At 61.2% G+C, this 25,236-nt stretch carries 22 protein-coding genes; 13 read left to right on the top strand and 9 right to left on the bottom strand.

Annotated elements, in window-relative coordinates; all coding sequences use genetic code 11:
• Positions 1-17: 17 nt before the first annotated feature.
• The 4 genes from ACSBQS_RS12515 to puuR form a co-directional block, all read right to left on the bottom strand.
• On the bottom strand, positions 18-2,006 hold the full coding sequence (locus ACSBQS_RS12515) for a ligand-gated channel protein (RefSeq protein ID WP_047025337.1): 1,989 nt from the start codon (positions 2,004-2,006) through the stop codon (positions 18-20).
• 244 nt (positions 2,007-2,250) lie between these two features.
• Positions 2,251-3,246 (bottom strand): ABC transporter permease, encoded by a 996-nt coding sequence (locus ACSBQS_RS12510; RefSeq protein ID WP_047574337.1) that lies wholly within the window; start codon positions 3,244-3,246, stop codon positions 2,251-2,253.
• Complete coding sequence (locus ACSBQS_RS12505; protein WP_047025339.1) at positions 3,243-4,754, bottom strand: sugar ABC transporter ATP-binding protein; 1,512 nt, start codon at positions 4,752-4,754, stop codon at positions 3,243-3,245. The genes ACSBQS_RS12510 and ACSBQS_RS12505 overlap by 4 nt, the downstream gene beginning before the upstream one ends.
• Before the next feature lie 154 nt (positions 4,755-4,908).
• On the bottom strand, positions 4,909-5,466 hold the full coding sequence (gene puuR / locus ACSBQS_RS12500; protein WP_016927000.1) for an HTH-type transcriptional regulator PuuR: 558 nt from the start codon (positions 5,464-5,466) through the stop codon (positions 4,909-4,911).
• 394 nt (positions 5,467-5,860) lie between these two features.
• Between puuR and ACSBQS_RS12495 the strand changes: the two genes are divergently transcribed.
• Positions 5,861-7,279: a glutamine synthetase family protein gene (locus ACSBQS_RS12495; protein WP_197749450.1), complete on the top strand. Its 1,419-nt coding sequence runs from the start codon at positions 5,861-5,863 to the stop codon at positions 7,277-7,279.
• A gap of 535 nt (positions 7,280-7,814) precedes the next feature.
• On the top strand, positions 7,815-9,182 hold the full coding sequence (locus ACSBQS_RS12490) for an APC family permease (RefSeq protein ID WP_025303526.1): 1,368 nt from the start codon (positions 7,815-7,817) through the stop codon (positions 9,180-9,182).
• A gap of 70 nt (positions 9,183-9,252) precedes the next feature.
• On the opposite strand, the gene sbcB is transcribed toward ACSBQS_RS12490, so the two are convergent.
• The 3 genes from sbcB to ACSBQS_RS12475 all read right to left on the bottom strand — a co-directional run bounded on the left by sbcB (position 9,253) and on the right by ACSBQS_RS12475 (position 11,220).
• Positions 9,253-10,680, bottom strand: coding sequence for an exodeoxyribonuclease I (sbcB, locus tag ACSBQS_RS12485; protein ID WP_033643788.1), 1,428 nt, complete (start codon positions 10,678-10,680; stop codon positions 9,253-9,255).
• Between the two features lie 90 nt (positions 10,681-10,770).
• Positions 10,771-10,959, bottom strand: a complete 189-nt coding sequence (locus ACSBQS_RS12480; protein WP_033643787.1) for a DNA polymerase III subunit theta — start codon at positions 10,957-10,959, stop codon at positions 10,771-10,773.
• A gap of 54 nt (positions 10,960-11,013) precedes the next feature.
• Entirely contained in the window at positions 11,014-11,220 is a 207-nt protein-coding gene (locus ACSBQS_RS12475) for a hypothetical protein (RefSeq protein WP_103100951.1), read from the bottom strand.
• Between the two features lie 258 nt (positions 11,221-11,478).
• Here ACSBQS_RS12475 and ACSBQS_RS12470 point away from each other — a divergent pair, with 258 nt between their 5' ends.
• Positions 11,479-12,588 (top strand): SDR family oxidoreductase, encoded by a 1,110-nt coding sequence (locus ACSBQS_RS12470; RefSeq protein ID WP_033644325.1) that lies wholly within the window; start codon positions 11,479-11,481, stop codon positions 12,586-12,588.
• A gap of 36 nt (positions 12,589-12,624) precedes the next feature.
• Here the strand turns inward: ACSBQS_RS12470 and ACSBQS_RS12465 are convergent, their stop codons facing one another.
• The gene (locus tag ACSBQS_RS12465; RefSeq protein ID WP_033643785.1) at positions 12,625-13,371 is read right to left on the bottom strand and encodes a S24 family peptidase; all 747 of its coding nucleotides are present in this window, start codon (positions 13,369-13,371) and stop codon (positions 12,625-12,627) included.
• Between the two features lie 176 nt (positions 13,372-13,547).
• Here ACSBQS_RS12465 and ACSBQS_RS12460 point away from each other — a divergent pair, with 176 nt between their 5' ends.
• The 10 genes from ACSBQS_RS12460 (at position 13,548) to araD (ending at position 24,001) form a co-directional block, all read left to right on the top strand.
• Positions 13,548-14,315: an N-acetylmuramoyl-L-alanine amidase gene (locus ACSBQS_RS12460; protein WP_033651900.1), complete on the top strand. Its 768-nt coding sequence runs from the start codon at positions 13,548-13,550 to the stop codon at positions 14,313-14,315.
• Between the two features lie 94 nt (positions 14,316-14,409).
• The gene (locus ACSBQS_RS12455; protein WP_434990673.1) at positions 14,410-15,477 is read left to right on the top strand and encodes an FUSC family protein; all 1,068 of its coding nucleotides are present in this window, start codon (positions 14,410-14,412) and stop codon (positions 15,475-15,477) included.
• A gap of 160 nt (positions 15,478-15,637) precedes the next feature.
• On the top strand, positions 15,638-15,955 hold the full coding sequence (tmaR, locus tag ACSBQS_RS12450; protein ID WP_004935612.1) for a PTS system regulator TmaR: 318 nt from the start codon (positions 15,638-15,640) through the stop codon (positions 15,953-15,955).
• A 354-nt stretch (positions 15,956-16,309) separates the two neighbouring features.
• Positions 16,310-17,377: a zinc-binding dehydrogenase gene (locus ACSBQS_RS12445; protein ID WP_033643780.1), complete on the top strand. Its 1,068-nt coding sequence runs from the start codon at positions 16,310-16,312 to the stop codon at positions 17,375-17,377.
• Between the two features lie 137 nt (positions 17,378-17,514).
• Complete coding sequence (locus tag ACSBQS_RS12440; RefSeq protein ID WP_033651899.1) at positions 17,515-18,432, top strand: ABC transporter substrate-binding protein; 918 nt, start codon at positions 17,515-17,517, stop codon at positions 18,430-18,432.
• A gap of 54 nt (positions 18,433-18,486) precedes the next feature.
• Positions 18,487-19,977: a sugar ABC transporter ATP-binding protein gene (locus tag ACSBQS_RS12435; RefSeq protein ID WP_434990662.1), complete on the top strand. Its 1,491-nt coding sequence runs from the start codon at positions 18,487-18,489 to the stop codon at positions 19,975-19,977.
• On the top strand, positions 19,974-20,963 hold the full coding sequence (locus ACSBQS_RS12430; RefSeq protein ID WP_195880446.1) for an ABC transporter permease: 990 nt from the start codon (positions 19,974-19,976) through the stop codon (positions 20,961-20,963). The genes ACSBQS_RS12435 and ACSBQS_RS12430 overlap by 4 nt, the downstream gene beginning before the upstream one ends.
• An 8-nt stretch (positions 20,964-20,971) precedes the next feature.
• Positions 20,972-22,459, top strand: coding sequence for an FGGY-family carbohydrate kinase (locus ACSBQS_RS12425; RefSeq protein ID WP_434990658.1), 1,488 nt, complete (start codon positions 20,972-20,974; stop codon positions 22,457-22,459).
• Positions 22,446-23,315 carry an L-ribulose-5-phosphate 3-epimerase gene (locus tag ACSBQS_RS12420; protein ID WP_434990657.1) on the top strand — a complete coding sequence of 290 codons (870 nt, stop codon included), beginning with the start codon at positions 22,446-22,448 and terminating at the stop codon, positions 23,313-23,315. Before ACSBQS_RS12425 ends, ACSBQS_RS12420 begins: the two co-directional genes overlap by 14 nt.
• The gene (araD, locus tag ACSBQS_RS12415) at positions 23,309-24,001 is read left to right on the top strand and encodes an L-ribulose-5-phosphate 4-epimerase (RefSeq protein WP_016927015.1); all 693 of its coding nucleotides are present in this window, start codon (positions 23,309-23,311) and stop codon (positions 23,999-24,001) included. Before ACSBQS_RS12420 ends, araD begins: the two co-directional genes overlap by 7 nt.
• A 6-nt stretch (positions 24,002-24,007) precedes the next feature.
• On the opposite strand, the gene ACSBQS_RS12410 is transcribed toward araD, so the two are convergent.
• A complete protein-coding gene (locus ACSBQS_RS12410) occupies positions 24,008-25,012 on the bottom strand; it encodes a LacI family DNA-binding transcriptional regulator (RefSeq protein ID WP_434990655.1) in 1,005 nt (334 codons plus the stop codon).
• Positions 25,013-25,236 lie beyond the last annotated feature (224 nt).

Genomic DNA, 25,236 nt, shown 5'->3' with positions numbered 1-25,236 from the left:
GCGCGCGCCCGGGGGCATCAGAAGTTGTAGGTCATGCCGACGGTGTAACGGCGGCCGTCCAGCGTGGTGCGGTAGTGATCGTAATCCACGGTCTTGTCGAGAATGTTATAGACCCCGCCGGTCAACTGCAGGTTTTTCGCCGCCTGGTAGCTCAGGCCCGCATCGACGAAGGTGTAGGACGGGGTGCTGGTCTCCATCGACGTGCGGCTCAGGTAGTCTGAGGTGCGGCTGCGGAAGTTAACGCGCGACCACAGGCTGAGGTCTTGCGTGGCCTGCCAGTCCAGCACGGTGTTGATCATGTGCTTAGGCATCTGGTTCAGCGCCTTGCCCTGGAACTCGCCGCTTTTCTGCTCGGAAGCGGTGTAGGTGTAGTTGGCGTTCCACTTCCAGTCTTTATTGATCTGCCAGCCGAAGGTGGCCTCTACGCCGCGCATATTGGCTTTGTCGACGTTGACGCGATCGCTGATAAAGTCGTAGACGTCATTGCCGATCTTACAGTCCGGCGTGTCTTCGCAGCGGCGCACTTCGGTGATCTTGTTCTTGAAGTCGGTGTTGAAGACCGTCACCCCGGCATTGACGCCTTTCAGGCTATCCCACATCAGGCCGATCTCTTCGCTCAGGCTCTTCTCCGGCTGCAGATCCGGGTTGCCGACGATGATGCCGTTACGCACGCCGCCGCCGGTGACCTGGCCCCAGCTGGCGGAGGATTGGCGCAGATCCGGCGAACGATAGCCGGCGGAGACGCCGCCTTTCATCGTCCACTGTTCGGTCAGGTGCCAGACGCCGTACATGCGCGGCGACCAGTGGCTGCCAAAGTTTTGATCGCGATCCATACGGATGCCGCTGGTCAGGCTGAAGTCGTTGGTCAGCGCCCATTCGTCTTCGGCGAACAGCGCCCAGCTCCAGCGCGTCAGCTGGTTGACGTCTTGCGCCGAGCTCAGCTGGTTGCCGCTGTCGCCCAGTTTCTCATAGCGGTATTGGCCGCCGAGGTTCAGCATGTGGGCACCCAGCTCGAACTGGTTCTGGGTGTTGAAGATGGTGTTGTACATCTTCATCTTGCGGCCCGGGTTATTGGTCTCTTCCCGCTGAACGTAGCTGGTGGAGTTACCGAAGTCGTAATAACCGTTGTGGGTCAGCGCGTAGTTGGTGCGGGTGTAGAGATTTTCGCTGCGAGAGGTAGGTTTGCACTTGCCTTTGCTACAGCGCTCCGCCACCACCGATTTGCCCGGCGTGCTGTTGCGATCCTGCAGCGAGCGGCCGATTTCGAAGTCGAATTCGTTTTTCTCGTCCGGCGTCAGAGTGAACACCGCGGTGCCGCTGCGCATGCGCTGTTCGTTGTAACCGTTGGCGATTTTATCTTCGGCGCGGCGCGACAGCAGGCCGTTGACCCGCACGCCGAGCAGGCCTTCAATCAGTGGGCCGGAGGCGTAGGCATTGGTCTGGAACAGATCGCCGGAATCGCGGTTTTCCTGGAGGGTGGCGTCGCCGTGCAGCGAGCCTTTCCACTCGGTGCGGGAAGTCTTGCGGGTGATGACGTTGATCACGCCGCCCATGGCGTCGGAACCGTACAGCGAAGACATCGGCCCGCGCACCACTTCGATGCGCTCGATGGCTTCCATCGGCGGCAGCCAGCCCTGTTCGATGCCGGCGTTATCGCTGTTCGGCCGGGTGCCGCGGGTGTCAACGCGCTTGCCGTCCACCAGAATCAGCGTGTACTTGGAGGACATGCCGCGGATGCTGATGTCGCTGCTGCTGGCGCCGCCGGTGACGACCACGCCCGGCACGTCTTTCAGCGCATCGGTCACATCGCGATAGGCTTTATCTTCAATTTGCTGGCGCGGGATCACTGAGATGGAAGCTGCGGAGTCCTGAATTTTTTGCTGAAAGCCGGAGGCGGTGACGACCATGGTGTCCTGGGCGTCAGTCTGCGGCGCGGCCAGCGCGGCGGTGGCGCTGAGCGAGGCGATGACCATGGCGGCGAGCTTGCTGTAACGTGGCGTTTCCATGAGGTAAACCTTTCCTGGATTGAAGTGAAAGTAATTAACCAATTGAATTTCTAATGAAATTATTCATCGTTCGCTGAGAAATCCGGTGCTTCGTCAGCGTTGCGTGAGGGTATTGTAAGGATTTTTTACTTAATGTAAACGCTAATGATAATTCATATCATTTGTATGCTTGTTATTCTGGCGGGAAAGAGTAACCGGATGAATTAAAGGGAAAACCGGCGCAGCGGATGTGCGCCGGGGAGGATCAGCGTTTCTGGATGTAAGTGATGGCCAGCGCCAGCGCCAGCACCAGGCCTTTGATAATGTCCATGGCGTAGTAGGGCACCGACAGCATCACCAGGCCGTTTTGCAGCACGCCGAGGATCACCGCGCCGATCAGGGTGCCGAGCGCATTGGGTTTGCCGGAGCCGGCCAGCGAGAAGCCGATGTAGGCCGCCGCCACCGCATCCATCAGATAGCCGCCGCCGGCGTTGACCTGCGAAGAGCCGATACGTGACGCCAGCAGGATGCCGCCAAGCGCCGCCAGCCAGGAAGAAATGACGTAAGCGGCAACCCTGTAACGCACGGTGCGAATGCCCGACAGGCGCGCCGCCTCGGGGTTGCCGCCGATGGCGTACATGCGGCGGCCGTGCTTGGTCAACGACAGGAACAGCTGCACCGCCACGGTGACCGCCAGCATGATCAGCACGATCACCGGCACCTGGCCGAGGGCGGAAAACACCTCCGGGATCAGGCCTTCCGCCATGTCGCCATTCGGCAGCACCATGTTTTGGGTGATGGAGCCGCCGTAGCTGTAGGTCATCGCCACGCCCTGGATCACGAACAGGCTGGCCAGCGTCGCCAGCATATCGGGGATTTTGAGCACCACGATCAGCAGAGCGTTGAACAGGCCGACCAGCGTGCACAGCAACAGCGTCACCACGATGGCGCCGGTGGTGCCGAATCCGTGCCAGACGAACAGGGAAATCACCAGCGCGTTGGCCAGCGAGGCGGTCGAGCCGACCGACAGATCGAAACCGCCGACCGACAGCGAGATAGAGACGCCGATGGCGATCACCGTCACGATGGCGATCGAGCGCAGGATATTGATGATGTTGTTGGCATCGAGAAAGTTGTCCGACGCCAGGCCAAACAGGGCGACCAGCGCCGCGACGGTCAGCAGCATGCCCCACTTGTAGAGGAAATCAAACAGCTGTTGGCGCCAGGGCAGCGCAGGCCGCAAGGCAAATTCTTTACTCACGCAGGGGTTCCTCCGGTGGAATAGAGCAATAAGGTTTCTTCGTCGGTATCGGCGGCGTTCAGCTCCGCCACGATGCGGCCATCCCACAGCACGCAGATGCGATCGCACAGGCCAACCAGCTCGGCGAACTCGCCGGAGGCGTAAATCACGCCTTTGCCGGCGCGGGCCAGGCCGTCGATCAGGCTGAACAGTTCCTGTTTGGCCTTGATGTCCACGCCCTTGGTCGGCTCATCGAAGATCAGCACGTCGGCGTCGCCGCGCAGCCACTTGCCGATCGCCACTTTTTGCTGATTGCCGCCGGACAGGCGCGCCAGCCGCTGTTGCGGGCCGGAGGCGCGAATGTTCAGACGCTGCATGATCTCGCGCGCCCAGCGCAGCTCTTGCCGCCGGCTGAACAGGCTCCAGCGCGAGAAGCTGTCATCGGCGCTGACGCTCAGGTTCATCGGGATCGCCTCATCGATAAAAATGCCTTCTTTGCGGCGTTCTTCCGGCACCAGCGCCAGCCCCTGTTCGACCGACAGATGCGGCGCACGCGGCGCCCAGGGCTGCCCGCGCAGTTCGCCGCGTTCCAGCTGCGCGGCGCCGGCGCCGAACAATGCCTTGCACAGCTCGCTTTTCCCGGCCCCGGCCAGACCGGCGATGCCGAGGATCTCGCCTTCATGCAGCCGCAGCGAAACGTCGCGCAGCTTATGGCGATCGCGCAAGCCCTCCACCTGCAGCAGCGTACGCTCCGCGTGCGGCGGGCGCGGCGGCGGGAAAATGTCGTCCAGCCGGTGGCCGAGCATTTTCTCTACGATCTGTTCGCCGCCGAGGCCGCGCATGGCGTCTTCGCTGACGCGGCGGCCGTCGCGCAGCACCGTCAGCCGATCGCAAATGTCGCTCAGTTCGTGGATGCGGTGAGAAATGAATACGATGCCGATGCCTTCGGATTGCAGGCGGCGCACCACGTTGAACAGGCGCTCGCTCTCGGCGCGATCGAGCGGCGCGGTCGGTTCATCGAGCACCAGAAAACGGCAGCGGTGCGACAGCGCGCGCGCCAGCAGCACCTGCTGTTTTTCCGCCAGCGTGCAGTCCGCCAGACGTCTGCGCGGATTGAGCGGCAGCGCCCATTGCTGCAGCAGCTGTGCGGCGCGGCGGTGCAGTTCCGCCCAGTTCAGCCAGTGGCCCGGTTCGTTCAGCCAGTCCAGCATGATGTTTTCCGCCACCGACAGCGTGGGGATCAGCGCGACATCGACTTCTTGCTGCACCACGTGGATGCCGTGGCGGCGCGCCTGCAGCGGGGAATGAATTTCCACCGCCCGGCCGTCGATCAGGATCTCGCCGCGGTAGTGATCGTGGGCGCCGGAGAGGATCGCCATTAGCGTCGACTTGCCCGCGCCGTTGGCGCCGACCAGCGCGTGGATTGAGCCGCCGTGCAGCGTGAAGTCCACGTCCTGCAGCGCGTTGAAGCCGGCGAAGGCGATCGAGATATTGCGCATCTCGAGGCGCGAAGGCGTTGCGGTTGACATTGCGTAGTGAGGCCGTTTAGATGTTTAGATGGCTGTTTTGCTCTGTTGTAACACAGATTGCGCCGTTGGCAACCAACAAAATGGCATAACGGCGATGAAAGCGTGGGCGGACAGGGGCGCAACCCGCGTCAGGCTGCGCCGGAGCGATAAACGGTCAGAAGGTGGTGGGGGTGTGTGCGCTGACGATGCGGCAGATGCGCGCCGACGTATTGCTGAAGCTGTGCGGAATGCCGGTGTTGATGGCGTAGCTCTGACCGGCGGTCAGGCAGTAACTCTGGCCGTTGATGGTCAGCACGATCTCGCCCTCCAGCAGGGTGCCTATCTCTTCGCCCTGATGCTTGATCTTTTCGCCGGTGGTGGTGCCGGGCTGGTAGGTTTCCAGCATCATCGCCAGGTTGCGCGTCGGGCTGCCGTTGTGCACCAGCTTCATCGACACCCCCTGGCTGCCGATCTCAATCAGATCCTCGGCGTCGATCACCACGCGCGGTTCGTCGACGGCCTCCGGTTCGGCAAAGAATTCCGACAGCGACAGGCCATACACCTTAAGCAACTTTTGCAGCGTGCTGATGGCCGGGCTGACTTTGTCCTGTTCGATGGTGCTGATCGCACTGTGGGTTAACCCGGACAGTTCGGCGACCCGGCGCTGCGACAAACCCAATTGCTGGCGGATCTGCGACAGGCGTTTGCCCGGTGCCAAGCTGGCTTCGCTCATAGCGGTACTTCCTTCTGGTAAGGGCGACAGGCTGAAATGACGATCGGTATCGGGCGCCTGCCTGGTCGATAACGATGCTGCATGATATCGGTAGTTAGGGTAGGTTTGGAAAATATATTGCCCATGCTCACCGTCAGCGCGGCGGACAAAATAGTTGACGTAAAATGGCATCAAGGCCTTTTCGGTCAATATTTTATCAATTTAGCAGCCGGTGGCGAATAATCAAACAGGATTGTAACATTTGCAAACCCATTCTGTTAAGACTATGTTTCATGTTGTGGATGTTATTTTGAGCGCCCGGCGGCGGCGCGACCTGGCGAGAAATCCAATCATGTGTTGAATCGAACGGCGGACGGGCGCCAACGCGCCTTAAGAGCATAATGGCGGGTGACGTATGCAAACCAATAGCGCAGCAGTTGAACATTTTGCACAGCATCATGAAGAGAGGCGAAGTAGCGCGTTCCAAAATGAGGTCGCTCATTATTTGGAACGCCATCCCGCCACGCAGTATATCGATATCCTTCTCACCGATCTCAATGGTTCCTTCCGCGGCAAACGCATACCCGTCTCAGGGTTGAAAAAACTGGAAAAAGGCAGCTACTTCCCCGCGTCGGTGTTCGCTATGGACATCCTCGGCAACGTGGTGGAGGAGGCGGGCCTTGGGCAGGAACTCGGCGAACCGGATCGCGTATGCCTGCCGGTGCCCGGTTCGCTGACGCCGTCGGCGGCCGATCCGCAGCACATCGGCCAGGTGCTGCTCACCATGCTGGATGAAGATGGCACTCCCTTTGACGTTGAACCCCGCAATGTGCTGAACCGCGTGTGGCAGGCGCTGCGACAGCGCGGCTTGTTCCCGGTGGCAGCGGTAGAGCTGGAGTTTTATCTCATCGATCGGCAGCGCGACGCGGAAGGCGATTTGCAACCGCCGTGTGCGCCCGGCACGCAGGAGCGCAACACCCAAAGCCAGGTGTACTCCGTCGATAACCTGAACCATTTCGCCGAGGTGTTGAACGATATCGACGCGCTGGCGAAGCTGCAGGGGCTGCCGGCGGACGGCGCGGTGGCGGAGGCCTCGCCAGGGCAGTTCGAGGTCAACCTGCGCCATACCGACGATATCTTGCAGGCCTGCGACCACGCGCTGGCGCTGAAGCGGCTGGTGCGGCTGGTGGCCGAGAACCACGGCATGCACGCCACCTTTATGGCCAAGCCCTATGAGGAGTACGCCGGCAGCGGCATGCACGTGCACGTCAGCATGCAGGATGGCGCGGGCAACAACCTGTTCGCCGACGGCGAAGGCGAGGATTCGCCGCTCTTGAAACAGGCGCTGGCCGGGATGATCACCCTGATGCCGGCGTCGATGGCGCTGTTGGCGCCGAACGTCAATGCCTATCGGCGTTTCCAGCCGGGGATGTATGTGCCGATCCAGGCCGCCTGGGGCCACAATAACCGCACCGTGGCGCTGCGCATTCCCTGCGGCGAACCGGAGAACCATCGGGTGGAGTATCGCGTGGCCGGCGCCGACGCCAATCCGTATCTGGTGATGGCGGCGATCCTGACCGGCATGCTGTACGGGCTGGACAACCTACTGCCGCTGCCTGAGCCGGTGACCGGCAACGGGCTGGAGCAAGAGGGGCTGCCGCTGCCGATCCGCCAGAGCGACGCGCTGTACGAGTTTGAACATCAGCACGCGCTGACGCACTATCTCGGCGAGCGTTTCACCCGCGTTTATCACGCCTGCAAGACCGACGAACTGCTGCAGTTTGAACGGCGAGTGACGGAAACCGAGATCGACTGGATGTTGAAAAATGCCTGAATAGGCGTATAAAGTAAGAGGTATGTGCGGGCGACTGGCCTGCCGGCAGCGGATTAATTCGCCTGCCGGGCTGGTTTTCCGTGCGATCGACAAAAAGAATTTGTATTTGAGGGTTTCCGGATCTTGTCATTCGGAGGCATTCTGGTGCAAAATATCTCAAATGCAGATAGCCGACGTTTTGAAAGCGTCGGTTATTTTTTTTGCATTATGTTTTACCAACGTAGCGTTTCATACACCAAGCGAGGCCGGACACCGATCCGGATAGATAAATAGTTTCGTGCACGATCAAACAAAACTTTATGGTCGTGACTCATGAGGATTAGAAAGATGGGGCAATTTTTCACTTTAGCGCCGGTGCCCGCCGGTTTCCGCTGTGGCCGCAGCGACTATGGAGCAGCCGAGGTTACCTCGACCCGTTATCCAGCTTACAACCCCCTTCTTTTAGAATTAAGTCGCTCGTTGCGAAGTTTCCCCGCAACCTTAAGTCTTGGCGTGTCCGCCATCCGCAAGGCTCAAGGTAAGGGGGGGCTGAACAATGTCCGATAACACCATCAACGCCGCTCCGGCTCAGCGCACTCAGCTGCGTAAAACCCTGACTTTAGTTCCGGTAGTGATGATGGGCTTGGCTTACCTGCAGCCAATGACCATTTTCGATACCTTCGGCATCGTATCCGGCCTGACCGATGGTCACGTCGCGACCGCGTACGCCTTCGCTCTGCTGGCGATCCTGTTTACCGCCCTGAGCTACGGCAAGCTGGTGAAGAAGTTCCCTTCCGCCGGTTCCGCCTACACCTACGCCCAGAAAGCCATCAGCCCGCACGTCGGCTTTATGGTGGGCTGGTCATCGCTGCTGGACTACCTGTTCATGCCGATGATCAACATTTTGCTGGCCAAGATTTACCTGGAAGCGATCTTCCCGGGCGTACCGTCCTGGATCTTCGTGGCGGTGCTGGTCGGCTTGATGACGATTTTCAACCTGCGCGGCATCAAGCTGGTGGCTAACCTGAACTCCATCATCGTGGTGGTGCAGGTGGCGATCATGATCGTGTTCCTCGGCCTGGTGATCAACGGCATTTACCACGGCGAAGGCGCTGGTACGCTGGTCAGCAGCCGCCCGTTCTGGTCCGATAACGCTCACGTGGTGCCGATGATTACCGGCGCGACCATCCTGTGCTTCTCGTTCCTGGGCTTCGACGGCATCAGCTCGCTGTCCGAAGAGACCAAAGACGCGGAAAAAGTGATCCCGAAAGCCATCTTCCTGACGGCGCTGATCGGCGGCATCATCTTTATCGTGGTGTCTTACTTCGTGCAGCTGTACTTCCCGGACATTTCGCGCTTCAAGGATCCGGACGCGTCGCAGCCTGAAATCATGCTGTACGTGGCGGGCAAGTTCTTCCAGTCGGTGATCCTGGTGTTCTCCTGCGTGACGGTATTGGCGTCGGGCATGGCGGCGCACGCGGGCGTTTCGCGTCTGATGTACGTGATGGGCCGCGACGGCGTGTTCCCGACTCGCTTCTTCGGCTATGTGCATCCGAAGTGGCGTACCCCGGCGCTGAACGTGCTGCTGGTAGGCGCCATCGCGTTGTCCGCGGTGTCGTTTGACCTGGTGACCGCGACCGCGCTGATCAACTTCGGTGCGCTGGTGGCCTTCACCTTCGTTAACCTGTCGGTGATCTCGCAGTTCTATATTCGCGACAAGATGAACCGCACCGTGAAGGACACGTTCAACTACCTGATCCTGCCGGTGATGGGCGCACTGACCGTCGGCGCGCTGTGGATCAACCTGGAAGCCAGCTCGATGACGCTGGGCCTGGTTTGGGCTGCCATCGGCCTGATCTACCTGGCCTTCGTCACCCGCAGCTTCCGTCTGCCGGTGCCGCAAGCGAGCGAAGACGCCGCCTAAACGCGAGCCGTCTCCTCAGCCACAAAAAAGGCCGCTTTCGCGGCCTTTTCCTTTTCTGCTGCGGCGGATTTTATCCCACCAACTCTTTGCCGTAATCGAACAGCGCTTTCAGCAGGGCGGTTTTCTCTTTGTCGCCTTCGTGCAGGTTATACAGCGATTCGAGCTGCAGCAGATAGCTCTGCACGCGCTCCGCGCTCAAGGCTTCCTGACGATGTTGCAGCCAGCGGCGCTGCTCGGCGTCGTCCAGCGTATTCGGGTAGTTGCGCGCGCGGAAGCGGAACAGCAGCTCTTTCATGCGGCCGTCGCTGAAGGCCAGATCCAGCGCCGGCAGGTTCTGCGGCTTGGTCTGCTGGATAATCCTCATCGCCGCCTTGTCGGCGTCGCTGAAGAAACCGTCGTACAAGCGGGCGTCGACGTCCTCGGAACCTTTGAACGGCTCGGCTTCGGCGAACAGCGCGACCACTTTCTCGCGCACTTCCGGATGCTGTTTCAGCAGCTGCAGATTTTGCAGGCACGCCTGACGATCGATGCCCAGCCGCTCGGCGTTCTCCGGCAGCAGGGTTTTGGCCGGCGCCAGCACCGGGCATTTGTTGATGTGCACCAGCTTGATCGGCACCGGCGCCTGATCCGGCGCCAGATCGTCGCGGCGGGTGTACAGCCGCTCACGCAGCTGCTCGGCGCTCAGCGTCAACAGCGGCGTCATGTCGCCGGCCAGATCGCACATGATCACCGCGTTCTTGTTGTCCGGGTGCCAGGCCAGCGGCGATACCCAGCTGGTATTGCCGCGCGCCGCGCCGAACATGCCGGAGACGTGCACCAGCGGCGTCATGTCGGCGACGTCGATCAGGGCGTTCAGCTTGTGTTTATTGCGGTGCTGCAACAGGAAATCGAACAGCCGCGGCTGCGCCTGCTTGACCAGCTTGGCCATGGCGATGGTGGCGTAAACGTCCGACATCGCGTCGTGAGCCTGCGTGTGCTCGACGCCGTTGGCGCGCGTCAGGTGTTCCAGGCGGAAGCTGGGGAAACCGTCTTCGTTTTCCGGCCAAACGATGCCGTCCGGGCGCAGAGCGTAGCAGGCGCGCATCACATCCAGCAGATCCCAGCGCGAGTTGCCGTTTTGCCAGCTGTAGGCGTAGGGATCGTAGAAGTTGCGATAGAAGATATTGCGGCTCACTTCGTCATCGAAGCGGATGTTGTTGTAACCGAGAATGCAGGTGCCGGCCACGCTGAAGGCCTGATGGATTTGGCGGGTGAATTCGGCTTCGTTAACGCCTTTGGCGCGCGCCACCTGCGGCGTGATGCCGGTGATCATCACCGCCTCCGGTTCCGGCAGGTAATCGTCGGCCGGGGCGCAGTAGATGACCAGCGGCTCTTCGATAATGTTGAAATCCATATCGGTGCGCACGCCGGCGAACTGCGCCGGGCGGTCCAGCGACGGGCTCTTGCCGAAGGTCTCGTAATCGTGAATGTAAAATGTGGCCGTTGCCTTGCTGCTCAAAATCGCGTCTCTTCAGTGGCGGATACAATATGCCTCTATTGTAACGGCGTGGGGAGCGATGCCAAGCGGCGGTTAGCGAAATGCGCGCAATTACGCACGGCGATAATAATTCAGCCGTTGATGAAAGTAGGGGAGCAGGTGGTCGGGGACCTGTTGTTCTGTTTCCGCCTGAGTGGAGGCGATGCCGTAGCGTTCGTTGTAGATCACGCTGATGGCCAGCAAATCGGTTTCTATTTTCTCGCGTTGCGCCTGCGGTAAGCTATCCAGCTTTCGAGCCATCGTTATCTCCCTGTTAACCTTAGGGCATAATAGGATCGTTAGCGGATATTGTCCCTACCCATTCCGGGGGGCAGTCGACGCCTGAGCGCCGGGTTGCGCGCAAGGCGCCTGGCCGTGGCGGGCGGCGAACTCGCTCTCTGCGTGATGTGCCTGGAAGCGATCCACGCGTTGATACAGCGAACAGGCGCCGCCGATCACCGCCACCCAAAACAGGGTGCATAGCAGCAAAACCCCCACCCAGATTCTTTGGTTATAGGTCATAAGTCCTCCACGGACGAAAAGAGAAATAACATTGACCATTAAATTAAATCAGGGGTTACATCAATGGTATTTAAACAGTAGGGATTAATCGTAATCTTGTCCCGACTCTTTTGTTACTAAACCCATGATGGATGTTTCAAAAGATTCCTTAAGATAATATTAAGAAAAGTGTTTAAGGGCGCCGTAATTCTATTTAATAATTGTTTAATTATCCGCAGATACAATCTTCCACATTCAATGCCAATGTGGGTGACAATTATGAAAACGCTGCTGTTGACCGGCGCTACCGGCTTTCTCGGTGGTGCGGTTCTTGAAAAATTATTGATTGAAAATCAGTCTATTAATTATCTTTTACTGGTGCGCGCCGACGATGCGCAGCAAGGGCTGGCCCGTATTCGCGCGAATATGGAAAAATTTAATATCGACGCGAATCTGCTGTCTAAAATTACGATAGAAAATATATTGTTGGGCGACCTTTCCGAGCCGGCCGACTTTTTAACTGACGCACGCATTAACAAAGTCACGCACGTTATTAACTGCGCGGCCGTTGCTTCTTTCGGTAATAACCCGCTCATTTGGAAGGTAAACGTAGAAGGCACACTGGCCTTTGCCGAAAGAATGGCGCAGGTGCCGGGATTAAAACGCTTCCTGCACGTCGGTACCGCCATGTCCTGTTCGCCGGAGCCGGGTTCGCTGGTGTCGGAGAGCGGCGAGTTTGAGGAAGACGCCGAGCACCTGGTGGAATATACGCGTTCCAAATCCACCATCGAACAGCTGATGCGCCAGCGCTGCCCGCACATGCCGCTGACCATCGCCCGTCCGTCGATCGTCGTTGGCCACACTCGCCTGGGCTGCCAGCCTTCCAGCAGCATTTTCTGGGTGTTCGGCATGGCGCTGATGCTGCGCAAGTTCATGTGTTCGCTGCAGGACAATATCGATGTGATCCCGGCGGACTACTGTGCGGATGCGTTGGTGATGCTGATGAACAGCGAAACGCTCGAGAACGACGTTTATCATATCTCCGCCGGTGAGGAGAGCAGCGTCAGCTTTGCCGAAATCGACCGCGCCATGGCGGCGGCGCTGGAAAAGGCGCCGGTGGGCGATGAGTATGCGCAGGTGACGTATGACGCGCTGGTGAAAATGCGCCGTCAGCTGAAAGACATTTTCGGCCCGTGCAACGAGCGGCTGATGCTCAAAGCGATGCGCCTGTACGGATCGTTCGCCATGCTCAACGTGCGTTTCAGCAACGAGAAAATTCTCAAGCTGGGCATGCCGAAACCGCCGCGCTTCACCGACTACATCGCCGGCTGCGTGCAGTCGACCCGCGGGTTGTCCATTCAGCAACAGATGGTGGTGGACTTCAAATAACCGCCGGGCGCCCTGGGCGCCCGACGCTGTGGTCCGTTACCAGGACGAAGATGACCAGAAGACGCGGCCGAGCACCACCAGTTGCTCTTTGCGCTGCTGATAGCTGAGATGCTCGTCCTGGTACTCTTCCCGGTTGAGGGAGCGGATGATGACGCCGCCGTCCGGCTGCTCAATAAGCACCTTCACCCGCAGCAAATTGCCGTGGCGGATGGCGTAGGTCTTGCCCTCGCGGATGCGCGTGTCGTCGGTGTTGATGCCGACCACGTCGCCGTCCTGCAGGCGCGGTTCCATGCTGGAGCCGGAGATGCGGATAATGCGCGCGGCGTTGACCGCCACCCCCATCTTGTGCAGATAGTAACGGCGAAAGATCAGCGAAAACTCCTCGCGATCGACGATTTCGTAGCAGCCGTCGCCGGCGGAAAAATCGATATCCAGCAGCGGGATCTCCACAAACTCTTCCTTGTCTTGTTCGGTATCTTCCCATACCACCGGTTTCAAGCGGGCGGGTTGGAAGTCCGACTCCGCCGCCACGTTGTCAAACGGGCGCACCAGCTGCTTTTCATGAAACACGTCGAACCAGCCCTTGGGCAAATTCAGCTTGGCCTCGATCCGCCTGGCCAGATTGTCGCCAAGATTGCGGGAGGATTTCTCCCCGATGATTTGGCTCAGCGTCGGCGCGGAAGACTCAACCAGCGTGGCGAATTCATTCTGGTTGACGCCTTGCCGGGCGTAGCGGGCCATCAATTCGCGCAGATTGTTGCGCCTGATTTCTTTAGTTTCCATCGTGCAATGATCGCACTCTTTAGCAAAAAGGTAAATAACGATTTTGCTAAAAAAGACTTGCGCATGATTTAGCAATTAGCTAAAACAAAAAGGGTGAGCCAAGGGTTCACCCGTGCGGGGCGGTCTGTCATGATGAGGGGCCGCTCAGTGAAATCAAACGAGAGAGGGACTTTACGATGTACAAGATTGATTACAATAGCTACCGATCGGTCGCCAGCTTCGGCCACCGCGTGCGCTTTCTGGTGCTGCACTACACGGCGCAAAACTTCGCCGACTCGGTGAAGTCGTTGACCGGAAAATCGGTCAGTGCGCACTATCTGGTGCCGGATCCGACCGAGGCGACCTATCAGGCGGCCGGCTTCAGCGGCGTGCGCATCTTCAACCTGGTGGACGAGAATGAGCGCGCCTGGCATGCCGGCAGCAGCCAATGGGGCACCCGCAGCAATATCAACGACACCTCGATCGGCATCGAGATCGTCAACCTGGCGAGCGGCGACGGTGGAAACATCACCTTCCCGCCGTTCAATCCGCAGCAGATCGAGGCCGTCACCCAGCTGGCGCAGAATATCCTGCAGCGTTATCCGGACATCTCGCCGGTGAACGTGGTGGCGCACTCCGACATCGCGCCGGGCCGCAAGAGCGATCCGGGCCCGCAGTTCCCGTGGCAGCAGCTGTATCAGGCCGGCGTCGGCGCCTGGTATGACGAAGCGACCAAGCAGCAGCGCCAGCAGGAATACTGCAGCCAGGGCCTGCCGGCGCAGGCCGATCTGCTGAAACTGTTCGCCCAATATGGCTACGACACCTCGGCGGCGAACACCGCAGAAGGCTATCGCCAGCTGGTGCGCGCGTTCCAGCTGCACTTCCGTCAGCAGAAGTATGACGGCGTGATGGATGTTGAAACCGCCGCCGTTCTGCGCGCGCTGGTCGACAAGTACGTCGCCTGAGTCTGAAGGTGAATGGGGGACGCCTCATTCGCCTTTTCCTCGCCGGGCTTCCTCCGCTAAAATAGCGGCCTGGCTGGTCTTTATCGGAGGCACTGTGCGCCTCGATCGAAAAATCTCTGCCCTTGAACTGCTGACCTATCGCCACTACCGCATCGTACACGGCGTGCGCATCGGGCTGGCGTTTATCCTGACCTTTCTGCTGATCCGCCTGCTGGCGGTGCCCGAAGGCACCTGGCCGCTGATCACCCTGGTGGTGGTGATGGGGCCGATCTCGTTTTGGGGCAACGTGCTGCAGCGCGCGCTGCAACGCATTGCCGGCACGGTGTTCGGCGCCGCCTCCGGCCTGATCGCCCTGTATCTGGAGCTCTATTCGCTGCCGCTGATGCTGGTTTGGTGCGGCGTGGTGATGTTCGTCTGCGGTTACCTGACGCTCGGCAAACGGCCGTATATGGCGCTGCTGGTGGGGATCACGCTGGCGGTAGTGTGCGGCGCGGGCGCCGGCGACATGCACACCGCGCTGTGGCGCAGCGGCGACGTGATCTTCGGCTCGCTGTTGGCGTTGCTGTTCACCAGCATCTACCCGCAGCGCGCCTACATTCTGTGGCGCATGCAAATGGCGGACTGCCTGCAAACCGCCGCCCGCCTCTACGGCGCGTATTTTTCGCCGAACGTTATCGAGCGGCCGCGGCTGGAGCCGCAGCTCAAGGATCTGTTGAATCAGGTGGTGAAGTTGCGCAGCCTGATCGTGCCCGCCAGCAAGGAAACCCGCATCCCCAAAGCGGTGTTCGAAGCGGTGCAAACCCTCAGCCGCAATCTGGTGTGCACGCTGGAACTGATGGCGGATGCTTACTGGGCCTCGCGCGAAACGCACTTCATCATGCTGAACGCCCGCACGCTGCGCAGCACCCAGCTGCTGACGCTGAGCTCGCTGGAGTCGCTGGCGGTGCTGATGCGCGAAGGGCCGCAGGCGCAGCGCCAGGCGGCGGCGGGGCAGCTGGCGGAAATCGCCGGCGAGCTGAAAACGCTGATGCAGGAAGTCAGCGTCGGCCAACACGGCGAAGCGCCGATTTACGGCTACGTTTGGCTCAGTATGGAGCTGGCGCAGCAGTTGGAAGAGTTGGGGGATTTGCTCCAGGTTTGCACCGCCGCCGGGCGCGAATAAGGGGTCAGATCATGAAGGCGGCGCTTTGGGTTTTGGCCGTCGGGGCAAAGTGGGTAAGATAAGCCAATCACTGTTGTGCCGGACCGCCACAAACCTGTATCTTGGTGCCATGTGGCCGTAAGCAAATGAATCTGTGTATTACTAAAGCAAGGGTATAAAGATGGATAATGCAAATAAGCCGAGTTTCCAGGACGTGCTGGAGTTTGTGCGTATGTTCCGCCGCAAAAACAAACTGCAACGCGAGATCGTCGACAACGAAAAGAAAATTCGTGATAACCAGAAGCGCGTGCTGCTGCTCGACAACCTGAGTGAGTACATCAAGCCCGGCATGAGCATTGAAGACATTCAGGGCATCATCGCCAACATGCGCAGCGACTACGAAGATCGCGTTGATGACTACATCATCAAAAATGCCGATCTGTCCAAAGAGCGCCGCGAGCTGTCCAAAAAGCTGAAAGCGATGGGCGAAGTGAAGTAACCCGCGTTATCGGGCCGGGCGCGATGCCTGGCCCGCATTCCTGCCAATCATTTTCTTCCCGCCGTTTCGATCATCTCCCGATCCTCATCGATCCTGTAAATGGGATCGCGATCCGCATTTGTAGCATTTTTAGCCGCAATGTTAACGAACTGTGATTTTGCTCAAACAATTCTTTTTGCAGCTTTGGTTATATGTCGATCAATGTTCACGTTGTCATTTTGAGTTTTCGGGATGTGTGATGATTAATTCATTGAAATTTAACATGTTGTGTCGTTGCTCATTTTTTGTTGAATAAAAATGACAACGTCAACATTAATAAAATTCAAGCGTTTAACGAATGTATTGGAGGAAGAGATGAGCCAGTTGCCGGAAAAAATGCGCGCGGTCGTTTGCCATGGCCCGCAGGATTATCGTTTCGAACAGGTGCCTACGCCGCTGCCGAAGGCTCGCGAGCTGGTGATCAAGGTGGAAGGCTGCGGCATTTGCGCCGGCGACTGCAAGTGCAAGAACGGCGCGCAGATGTTTTGGGGAGAAAATCCGTGGGTTAAACCGCCGGTGGTGCCGGGCCACGAGTTCTACGGCCGCATCGCCGCGCTGGGCGAGGGCGCGGAAGGCAAATACCGGCTCGGCGAGCGGGTGATCGCCGAGCAGATCGTGCCGTGCTGGGAGTGCCGCTACTGCAAATCCGGCAGCTACTGGATGTGTGAGACGCATAACATTTACGGCTTCCAAAAAGACGTGGCGGAGGGCGGCATGGCGGAGTACATGCGCTTTTCCGAAAACGCCATCGTCCACAAGATCCCGGAAAGCCTGAGCCATGAAGACGCGGTACTGATCGAGCCGATGGCCTGCGCCATCCACACCGTGGCGCGCGGCGACATCCAGCTGGACGACGTGGTGGTGCTGGCCGGCGCCGGGCCGCTCGGGCTGTGCATGGTGCAGGTGGCGCGCCTGAAGACGCCAAAGAAACTGATCGTGATCGACGCCATCGACGAGCGACTGGCGCTGGCGAAGGAATTCGGCGCCGACGTGGTGATCAACCCGCTGAAGGAAGACGCCGACCAGATCGTCAAATCGCTAACCGGCGGCTACGGCTGCGACGTGTATATCGAGGCCACCGGCGCGCCGATCGGCGTCACCCAGGGGCTGCAGATGATCCGCAAGCTGGGCCGCTTCGTGGAGTTCAGCGTGTTCGGCAAGGAAACCACCGTCGACTGGTCCATCATCGGCGATCGCAAAGAGCTGGACATTCGCGGCGCGCACCTGGCGCCCTACAGCTACGAAATCGCCATCGATCTGTTCGAGCGCGGGCTGGTGACTTCCAACGGCGTGGTCACCCACAGCTATTCATTGAACGACTGGGACGAAGCCTTCGCCCTGGCGGACTCGACCGACTCCATCAAGGTGATCCTGGTTCCCTGACCCTCCCGCCGTACCGCTGTTGCAGTCACGACCGCCAGCCCGTTCCGCAACGGAGGGGCCGGCCGGTCGGCCAAACGTAAAGACATGCTGTTGCTCTGATAACCACAACAAGAAGCTTCCCTACAGGAGAATTGGCTATGTTTTCATTATTCAAAAAGACCCTGCCTTTTATCGTCGCCGGTGGAATGTTGGCGGCCAGCCAGGTGGCGCTGGCCAAGCAAATCACGATCGGTATGTCGTTCCAGGAAATGAACAACGACTACTTCGTCACCATGAAGCAGGCGCTGGATCAGGCGGCGGCGGATATCGGCGCCAAGGTGTACGTGGCCGATGCGCGCCATGACGTCGCCAAACAGATCGGCGACGTGGAAGACATGCTGCAGAAGAAGGTGGATATCCTGCTGATCAACCCGACCGATTCGGTGGGGGTGCAGTCGGCGGTGATCTCCGCCCATAAGGCCGGCGCGGTGGTGGTGGCGATCGACGCGCAGGCGGAAGGGCCGCTGGATTCATTCGTCGGCTCGGAAAACTACGACGCCGGCTTCCAGGCGGGCGAGTACCTGGCGAAATCGCTGGGCGGCAAAGGCAAGGTGGCGATCCTCGACGGCATCCCGGTGGTGCCGATCCTGGAGCGCGTGCGCGGCTTTGAAGCGGCGATGAAGAAATACCCCGACATCAAGATCGTCACCAAGCAAAACGGCAAGCAGGAGCGCGACACCGCGCTGACGGTGACCGAAAACATGCTGCAGTCGGCGCCGGATCTGGCGGGCATCTTCAGTGTCAACGACGTCGGCGCGCTCGGCGCCCTGGCGGCGATCGAAAGCAACGGCGCCAAGGTCAAGCTGGTGAGCGTCGACGGCCAGCCGGAAGCCATCAAAGAGATCCTCAAGCCGAACTCGCCGTTTATCGCCACTTCGGCGCAGTTCCCGCGCGACCAGCTGCGCATCGCGCTCGGCATTGCGCTGGCCCGCTACTGGGGCGCCACGGTGCCGAAAACCGTGCCGGTCAAAGTGAAGCTGATCGACCGCAGCAATGCGGCCGGCTTTAGCTGGTAACAGCGGCCGGGTTCGCCCCGCTGTGGCGGGGCGTTCGGCGCGGAGGGCAATGCGGTGACACCTTTACTGGAACTGAAGCGAATCAAGAAAAGCTTTCCCGGCGTGAAGGCGCTGGACGGCATCGATCTGGCCATTCAACGCGGCGAGGTGCACGCCCTGCTGGGCGAAAACGGCGCCGGCAAATCGACGCTGGTGAAAATCATGTGCGGCATCTATCAGCCGGACGAGGGCGATATTTTTATCGACGGCGAGCAGCGCCGCTTTAACAACTATCGCCAGGCGATCGAGGCCGGCGTCGGCATTATTTTTCAGGAATTCTCGTTGATTCCGTACATGAGCGCCATCGACAACATCTTCCTCAACCGGGAGATCAGGAACCGCTGGGGCCTGCTGGATCGGCGGGCGATGCGGCGCAAGGCCGAGGCGATCTTCAAGCGGCTGACGGTGGCTATCGATCTCGATTGCCCGGTGGAGCAGCTGAGCGTGGCGCAGCAGCAGTTCGTTGAGATTGCCAAGGCGCTGTCGCTGGAGGCGCGGGTGCTGGTGCTGGACGAACCGACCGCCACGCTGACGCCGGGCGAGGCTGAACACCTGTTCAGCGTGATGAACGATCTGCGGCTGCTGGGCGTCGGCATGGTGTTTATCTCGCACCACCTGGACGAGATCTTCACCATCTGCGATCGCATCACCGTGCTGCGCGACGGCGCCTACATCGAAACGCTGGCCACCGGCGACACCAACGTGGAAGAGCTGGTGCGGCTGATGGTCGGGCGCAAAATCGAGAACGCCTTCCCGGTGAAACAGCACCCGGTCGATACCGCGACGGTGCTACTGGAGGCGGAGATCCAGCGCGAGAAGCGCGGCGCGACCGACCGCTTCCACCTGCACAAGGGCGAGATCCTCGGCTTCGCCGGGCTGGTGGGCTCCGGGCGCACCGAGACCGTCTCGGCGCTGATCGGCGCCAGCCGCTGCCACCGGAAACGCGTCCGCCTCGGCGGCCAACCGGCGGCGCTGCGCTCCCCGGCGCAGGCGCTGGCGCAGGGCATCGGCCTGCTGCCGGAGAGCCGCAAAACCGAGGGCCTGGTGCTGTCGTTTTCGGTGGCGCAGAACATCACCCTCAACCGGCACCACCGGCGCGGCAAGATCTTCGTCAGCGCCCGCAAAGATCGCGACGTGGTGCAGCGGCTGATCCGCGCCGTGGGCGTGAAAACCCCGGACGCCGAGACCGCCGTCAGCACCCTGAGCGGCGGCAACCAGCAGAAGGTGGTGATCGCCCGCTGGCTCAACAATGACTGCAACATCCTGATCTTCGACGAGCCGACGCGCGGCATCGACGTGGGCGCCAAGGCCGAGATCTACCAGCTGATGCAGCAACTGACCCAGCAGGGCATCTCCATCATCATGATTTCTTCCGAACTGCCGGAGATCATCGGCGTGTGCGACCGCGTGCTGGTGTTTCGCGGCGGCCACATCGTTGCCGAACTGACCGGCGACGACATCGAATCCAACCACATCATGCTTCACGCGACCGGGAGTGCCTTATGATCGGAATTGAACAACCCGCCGTGGCGCGCCGCGCCGCCGGCCCCAGCCTCGGCAAGCGCTGGGAAAAACTGCTGCATCACCCGGCGGTCTTGCCGTTTATCGGCTTCGTTGTCCTGTTCGTGCTAATGAGCCTGCTGAACGACAGCTTCCTCAGCGTCAACAACCTGACCAACGTGGCGCGCCAGGTGTCGATCAACGCCATCATCGCGGTGGGCATGACCTGCGCCATCCTGACCGGCGGCATCGATCTCTCGGTGGGGCCGGTAATGGCGCTGGCCGGTTCGGTCGCCGCCGGGCTGATGCTGGCGGCGGTGCCCATCCCGCTGGCGATGGTGGCGGCGCTGGCGCTCGGCGCGCTGTTCGGCCTGGCCAACGGCGCCTGCATTGCCTACCTGCGCATGCCGCCGATCATCGTCACCCTGGCGTCGATGGGCATTGCCCGCGGCCTGGCGCTGCTCTATACCGGCGGCTACCCGATCTCCGGCCTGCCCGACGTCTTCTCCTTCTTTGGCCGCGGCACGGTGCTGGGCATCCAGGTGCCGATCCTGATCATGATCGGCGTGTACCTGCTGGCCTGGCTGTTGCTCAACCAGCTGCCGTTCGGCCGCTACGTCTACGCGATGGGCGGTAACGAAGAGGCGGCGCGCCTGAGTGGCATCCGCGTGCCGCGCTACAAGATGCTGGTGTACGTGATCAGCGGCCTGACCGCCGCGCTGGCCGGGCTGGTGCTGACCTCGCGCCTGATGAGCGGGCAGCCCAACGCCGGCGAAGGCTTCGAGCTGGACGCCATCGCCGCGGTGGTGCTGGGCGGGGCGGCGATCTCCGGCGGGCGCGGCGCCATCGTCGGCACGCTGGTGGGGGCGATGATGCTCGGGGTGCTCAACAACGGCCTCAATCTGATGAACGTATCGCCGTATATCCAGAACGTGGTGAAGGGCGGCATCATCCTGGCCGCCATCTACCTCAGCTCCGTGCGGCGCAAATAGGAGGCGCGATGGCAGTCTTTCTTGGCATAGACGTCGGCGGCACGGTGATCAAGGCCGGGCTGTACCGGGCAAGCGGTGAAGAGCTGGCAGTCGCCGAGCGCGACGGCGCGGCGATTGCCGCCCAGCCGGGCTTCAGCGAACGCAATATGGACGCGCTGTGGGATGACGTTTGCGCGGCGATCCGCCAGACGCTGCACGCGGCGGGGCTGGCGGCCGGGCAGGTGCGCGGCGTCAGCTTTTCGGCGCACGGCAAAGGGCTGTACGCCATCGACCGCCACGGCAAACCGGTCGGCAACGGCATCCTCTCTTCGGACAGCCGCGCAGCGGCCACGGCGGCTGAGCTGCGCCGCGCCGGGGTGGACGCGCAGACCTACCCGCGCAGCCTGCAGCCGCTGTGGCCCAGCCACCCGGCGCTGCTGCTGCGCTGGCTGAAGCAGCGGCAACCGGCGCAGTACGCCGCCGTCGATCGCATCCTGATGGCGCACGACTACCTGCGCTTTCGCCTCACCGGCGAGGCGGCGGCCGAGGTGACCAACATCTCCGGCAGCAACCTGTTTAACCAGCACAGCGGCGCTTACGATCCGGCGCTGATGGCGGCCTTCGGCATCGAAGAGGCGCAGGAGAAGACCGCGCCAACGATCGGCTCGGCGCAGCTGGCCGGGCGGGTGACGGCCGCGGCGGCGGCGCAGTGCGGCCTGCGAACGGGTACCGCGGTGTACGGCGGCCTGTTCGACGTGGTGGGCGCGGCGCTCAGCTCCGGCGTGGCCGACGATCGCACGCTCAGCGCGGTGGCGGGCACCTGGTCGATCGCCACCTGCGTGACCGAACGCATCATTCCCGCCGACTATCCCTACGCCTGGGGGCGCTACTGCATCGACGGCCGCTATTTCGTGCACGAAGGCAGCCCGACCTCGGCCGGCAACCTGGCCTGGTTCCTGCGCCAGTTCTGCGCCGACGACCGGCAGCGCTACGCCCAGTTCAACGCCTGGGTGGCCGAGCGCCGCGAGCAGCCGAGCGGGCTGCTGTTCCTGCCTTATCTGTACGGCTCCAACCTCGGCGGCAACACGCCGGGCGGGCTGATCGGCCTGAGCGCTCACCACGAGATGGCGGACGTGGTGCAGGCGATCTACCAGGGCATCGTGTTTTCGCACCTGATCCATCAGGAGCGCATGGTTCAGCTAAACCCGCGCATCGAGCGGGTGCGCATGACCGGCGGGCCGACGCAGTCCGAGGTGTGGATGCAGATGTACGCCGACGCCGGCAACCTGCCGCTCGAGGTGGTGGAAACCCGCCAAGGAGGCTGCCGCGCCGCCGCCCTGTGCGCCGCCGTCGGCGCCGGGGAGTACGCCGGGTTCGCCGAAGCGATCGCCGCCGCGCCGCCCAAATTGCGCTGTTATTATCCCGCGACCGCCGCCCATCGGCGCCTGCGCGCCCAGCAGGCGCGCTATCTGGCGGTCGCTCAGGCTTTGAGTGAGGTGACTGATGCAAACGACTAACGCCGCCTGTCTGGGGCTGTATGAAAAGGCGCTGCCCGCCGATCTGAGCTGGCCGCAGCGGCTGGCCACCGCCGCCGAGCTGGGCTTTGAATTTGTGGAGATGTCGATCGACGAACAGCCGGCGCGCCAGCAGCGGCTGGATTGGGATCGCCGCCAGCGGCTGGCGTTTATCCAGGCGCGGCTCGACAGCGGGGTGATGGTGCCGAGCCTGTGCCTGTCGGCGCACCGGCGCGACCCGTTCGGCAGCCATGACGCCGCCACCCGCGAGCGGGCGCGGGTGCTGATGAGCAAGGCGCTGGAACTGGCGACGGATCTCGGCATCCGTAACATCCAGCTGGCGGGCTACGACGTCTATTACGAACCCGCCGATCGCCACAGCCGCGAACGCTTTATCGAGGGCATGCAGTGGGCGGCGACGCAGGCCGCCAGGGCGCAGGTGATGCTGTCGGTGGAGGTGATGGACACGCCGTTCATCAACAGCATCAGCAAATGGCGCGACATCGCCCGCCACGTCAACAGCCCGTGGTTCACAGTGTATCCCGATCTCGGCAACCTCAGCGCCTGGGGCAACGACGTCGCCGCCGAGCTGGCGCTGGGCATCGGCAGCATCACCGCCATACACCTCAAAGACACCGTCGCGGTGGGGCCGGGCAGCGCCGGGCAGTTCCGCGACGTGCCGTTCGGCGAAGGCTGCGTGGATTTCGCCCACGCCTTTTCCGTGCTCAACGCGCTCGGCTATCGCGGCCCCTATCTGCTGGAGATGTGGGCGCGCGAAGACGGGCAGGATAAGCAACGCATCGCCCAGGCCAAGGCCTGGGTCGAACAACAGATGAATGAGGGAGGCATCGTATGCTGAACGAACTCAAGCGGCAGGTGCTGGCCGCCAACCTCAGCCTGCCGGCATACGGGCTGGTGACCTTTACCTGGGGCAACGTCTCGGCGATCGACCGCCAGAGCGGGCTGGTGGTGATCAAGCCTTCGGGCATCGCCTACGAGGCGATGACGCTGGCGGATCTGGTGGTGGTGGATCTGGAGGGCAAGGTGCGCGAGGGGCACCGCAAACCCTCGTCCGACACTGCCACCCACCTGGCGCTGTACCGCGCCTTCGCCGATATCGGCGGCGTGGTGCACACCCACAGCCGCAACGCCACCATCTGGGCGCAGGCCGGGCAGCCGATCCCGGCGCTGGGCACCACCCACGCCGACTACTTTTACGGTGACATTCCCTGCACCCGGCCGATGAGCGAGGCGGAGATCGCCGGGGATTACGAGGGGGAAACCGGCAAGGTGATTATCGAGACCTTCAGTCAGGCGGGGCGCGATCCGCAGCAGGTGCCGGGAGTGTTGGTTTACTCCCACGGCCCGTTCGCCTGGGGCAAGGACGCGGCGGATGCGGTGCACAACGCGGTGGTGCTGGAGGAGGTGGCGATCATGGCGATGGCGACGCGCCAGCTGGCGCCGGCCATCGCCCCGATGCAGCCGGAGCTGCTGGACAAACATTTCCTGCGCAAGCACGGCAAACACGCCTACTACGGGCAATAGCGCCCGTCAGCGATTCAACAGCGAGCCGGTGAAGAACTCTCTGCGCACCGGCAGTTCGCCGCGCGGGCTGTTAATGGCGCTGAACAACAGCTCCGCGGCGATCTCCCCCAGTTTCTGCGTATCGTGATACACCCCCGGAATGTGCAGGCCGTAAGCGCCGGCGCGCGGCGGCTCGTCTATCGAGAAGAACTTCACCTGCTGATAGAGACCCATCTCGTGGCAGATGGCGATGGCGCCCAGCGTGATGATGCCGTTCAGGCCGATGATGTAATCCGGGCGGTTCTCCGGCAGCGCCAGATAGGCGCGCACTTCGCTCTCTTGCGAGGTGAAATCGTAGTCGCCGTTGATGATATGAATCTCACGGCCGCTGCCCTGCAAGGCCGCGACGATGCCGGCGGTGCGCGTTAGCGTAATCTCCGAATCCGCCGGGCCGCCGATAATCAGCAGCTTCTGCTCCGGCTGCTCCGCCAGATAGCGCCCGGCCAGCACGCCGATCTCGCGGTTATCGAGGAACACGCCGCTCAGCTGCTGATCGTAGAGATCGCGGTCGATCAGGATCAGCGGCACGCCGTACACCTCGGCCAGCTCGAGATAGGCGGGGCGGTAGCGCTTGTCGTCGCGCACCGCCGAGAGCAGGATGCCGCGCGCCTTGTAGCCGAACAGCGCCTGAATGGCGCGCATTTCCGCCTCTTCGCTGCCGTCGGTGTCGAACAGCATGATCTGGTAGCCCTGCTGACGCGCAATGCGCGACACGGTCTTGATCAGGCCGGAATAGAACGGGTTGTACATGCTACTGGTGACGATGCCGATAATCTGGCTGCTGCTGCTTTTCAGCCCCTGCGCGAACGCGTTGGGCACATAGTTCAGCTCTTTGGCGATGGCGTGAATGCGCTCGCGGGTTTCCGGCTTGACCAACTCGGGCTTATTGAAAGCGCGGGAAACGGTGATATTGGTCACCCTGGCGCGGCGGGCGATATCCACGATAGTGGCGTTGGGATTGGCTTTCGACACCGTCTTTCCTTGCGTTATGCCTCAACAGATCCCTTATTGTAGGGAAAGGGCGGGAGCGGTGCTAGGGGGGAGTGGTTGGAGGAATGGTTGGGACTTTGGGGTGGGAAAGGGAAAATAACGAAATGGAAACGAAATTAATAATTTCATTTATTTATTAATTACGGATTAAATGATTTTTATGTGGCTATATTTTGTTGGCGGTGAGTTTGGCAAGGTGTGTTTCA

Origin of the sequence: Serratia sp. H402Y (genome assembly GCF_051172415.1) — a bacterium.
Classification (GTDB): Bacteria; Pseudomonadota; Gammaproteobacteria; order Enterobacterales; family Enterobacteriaceae; genus Serratia; species Serratia ureilytica.
Note: the sequence above shows the minus strand (reverse complement) of the source record. Positions and strands in the feature narration are given on the sequence as shown.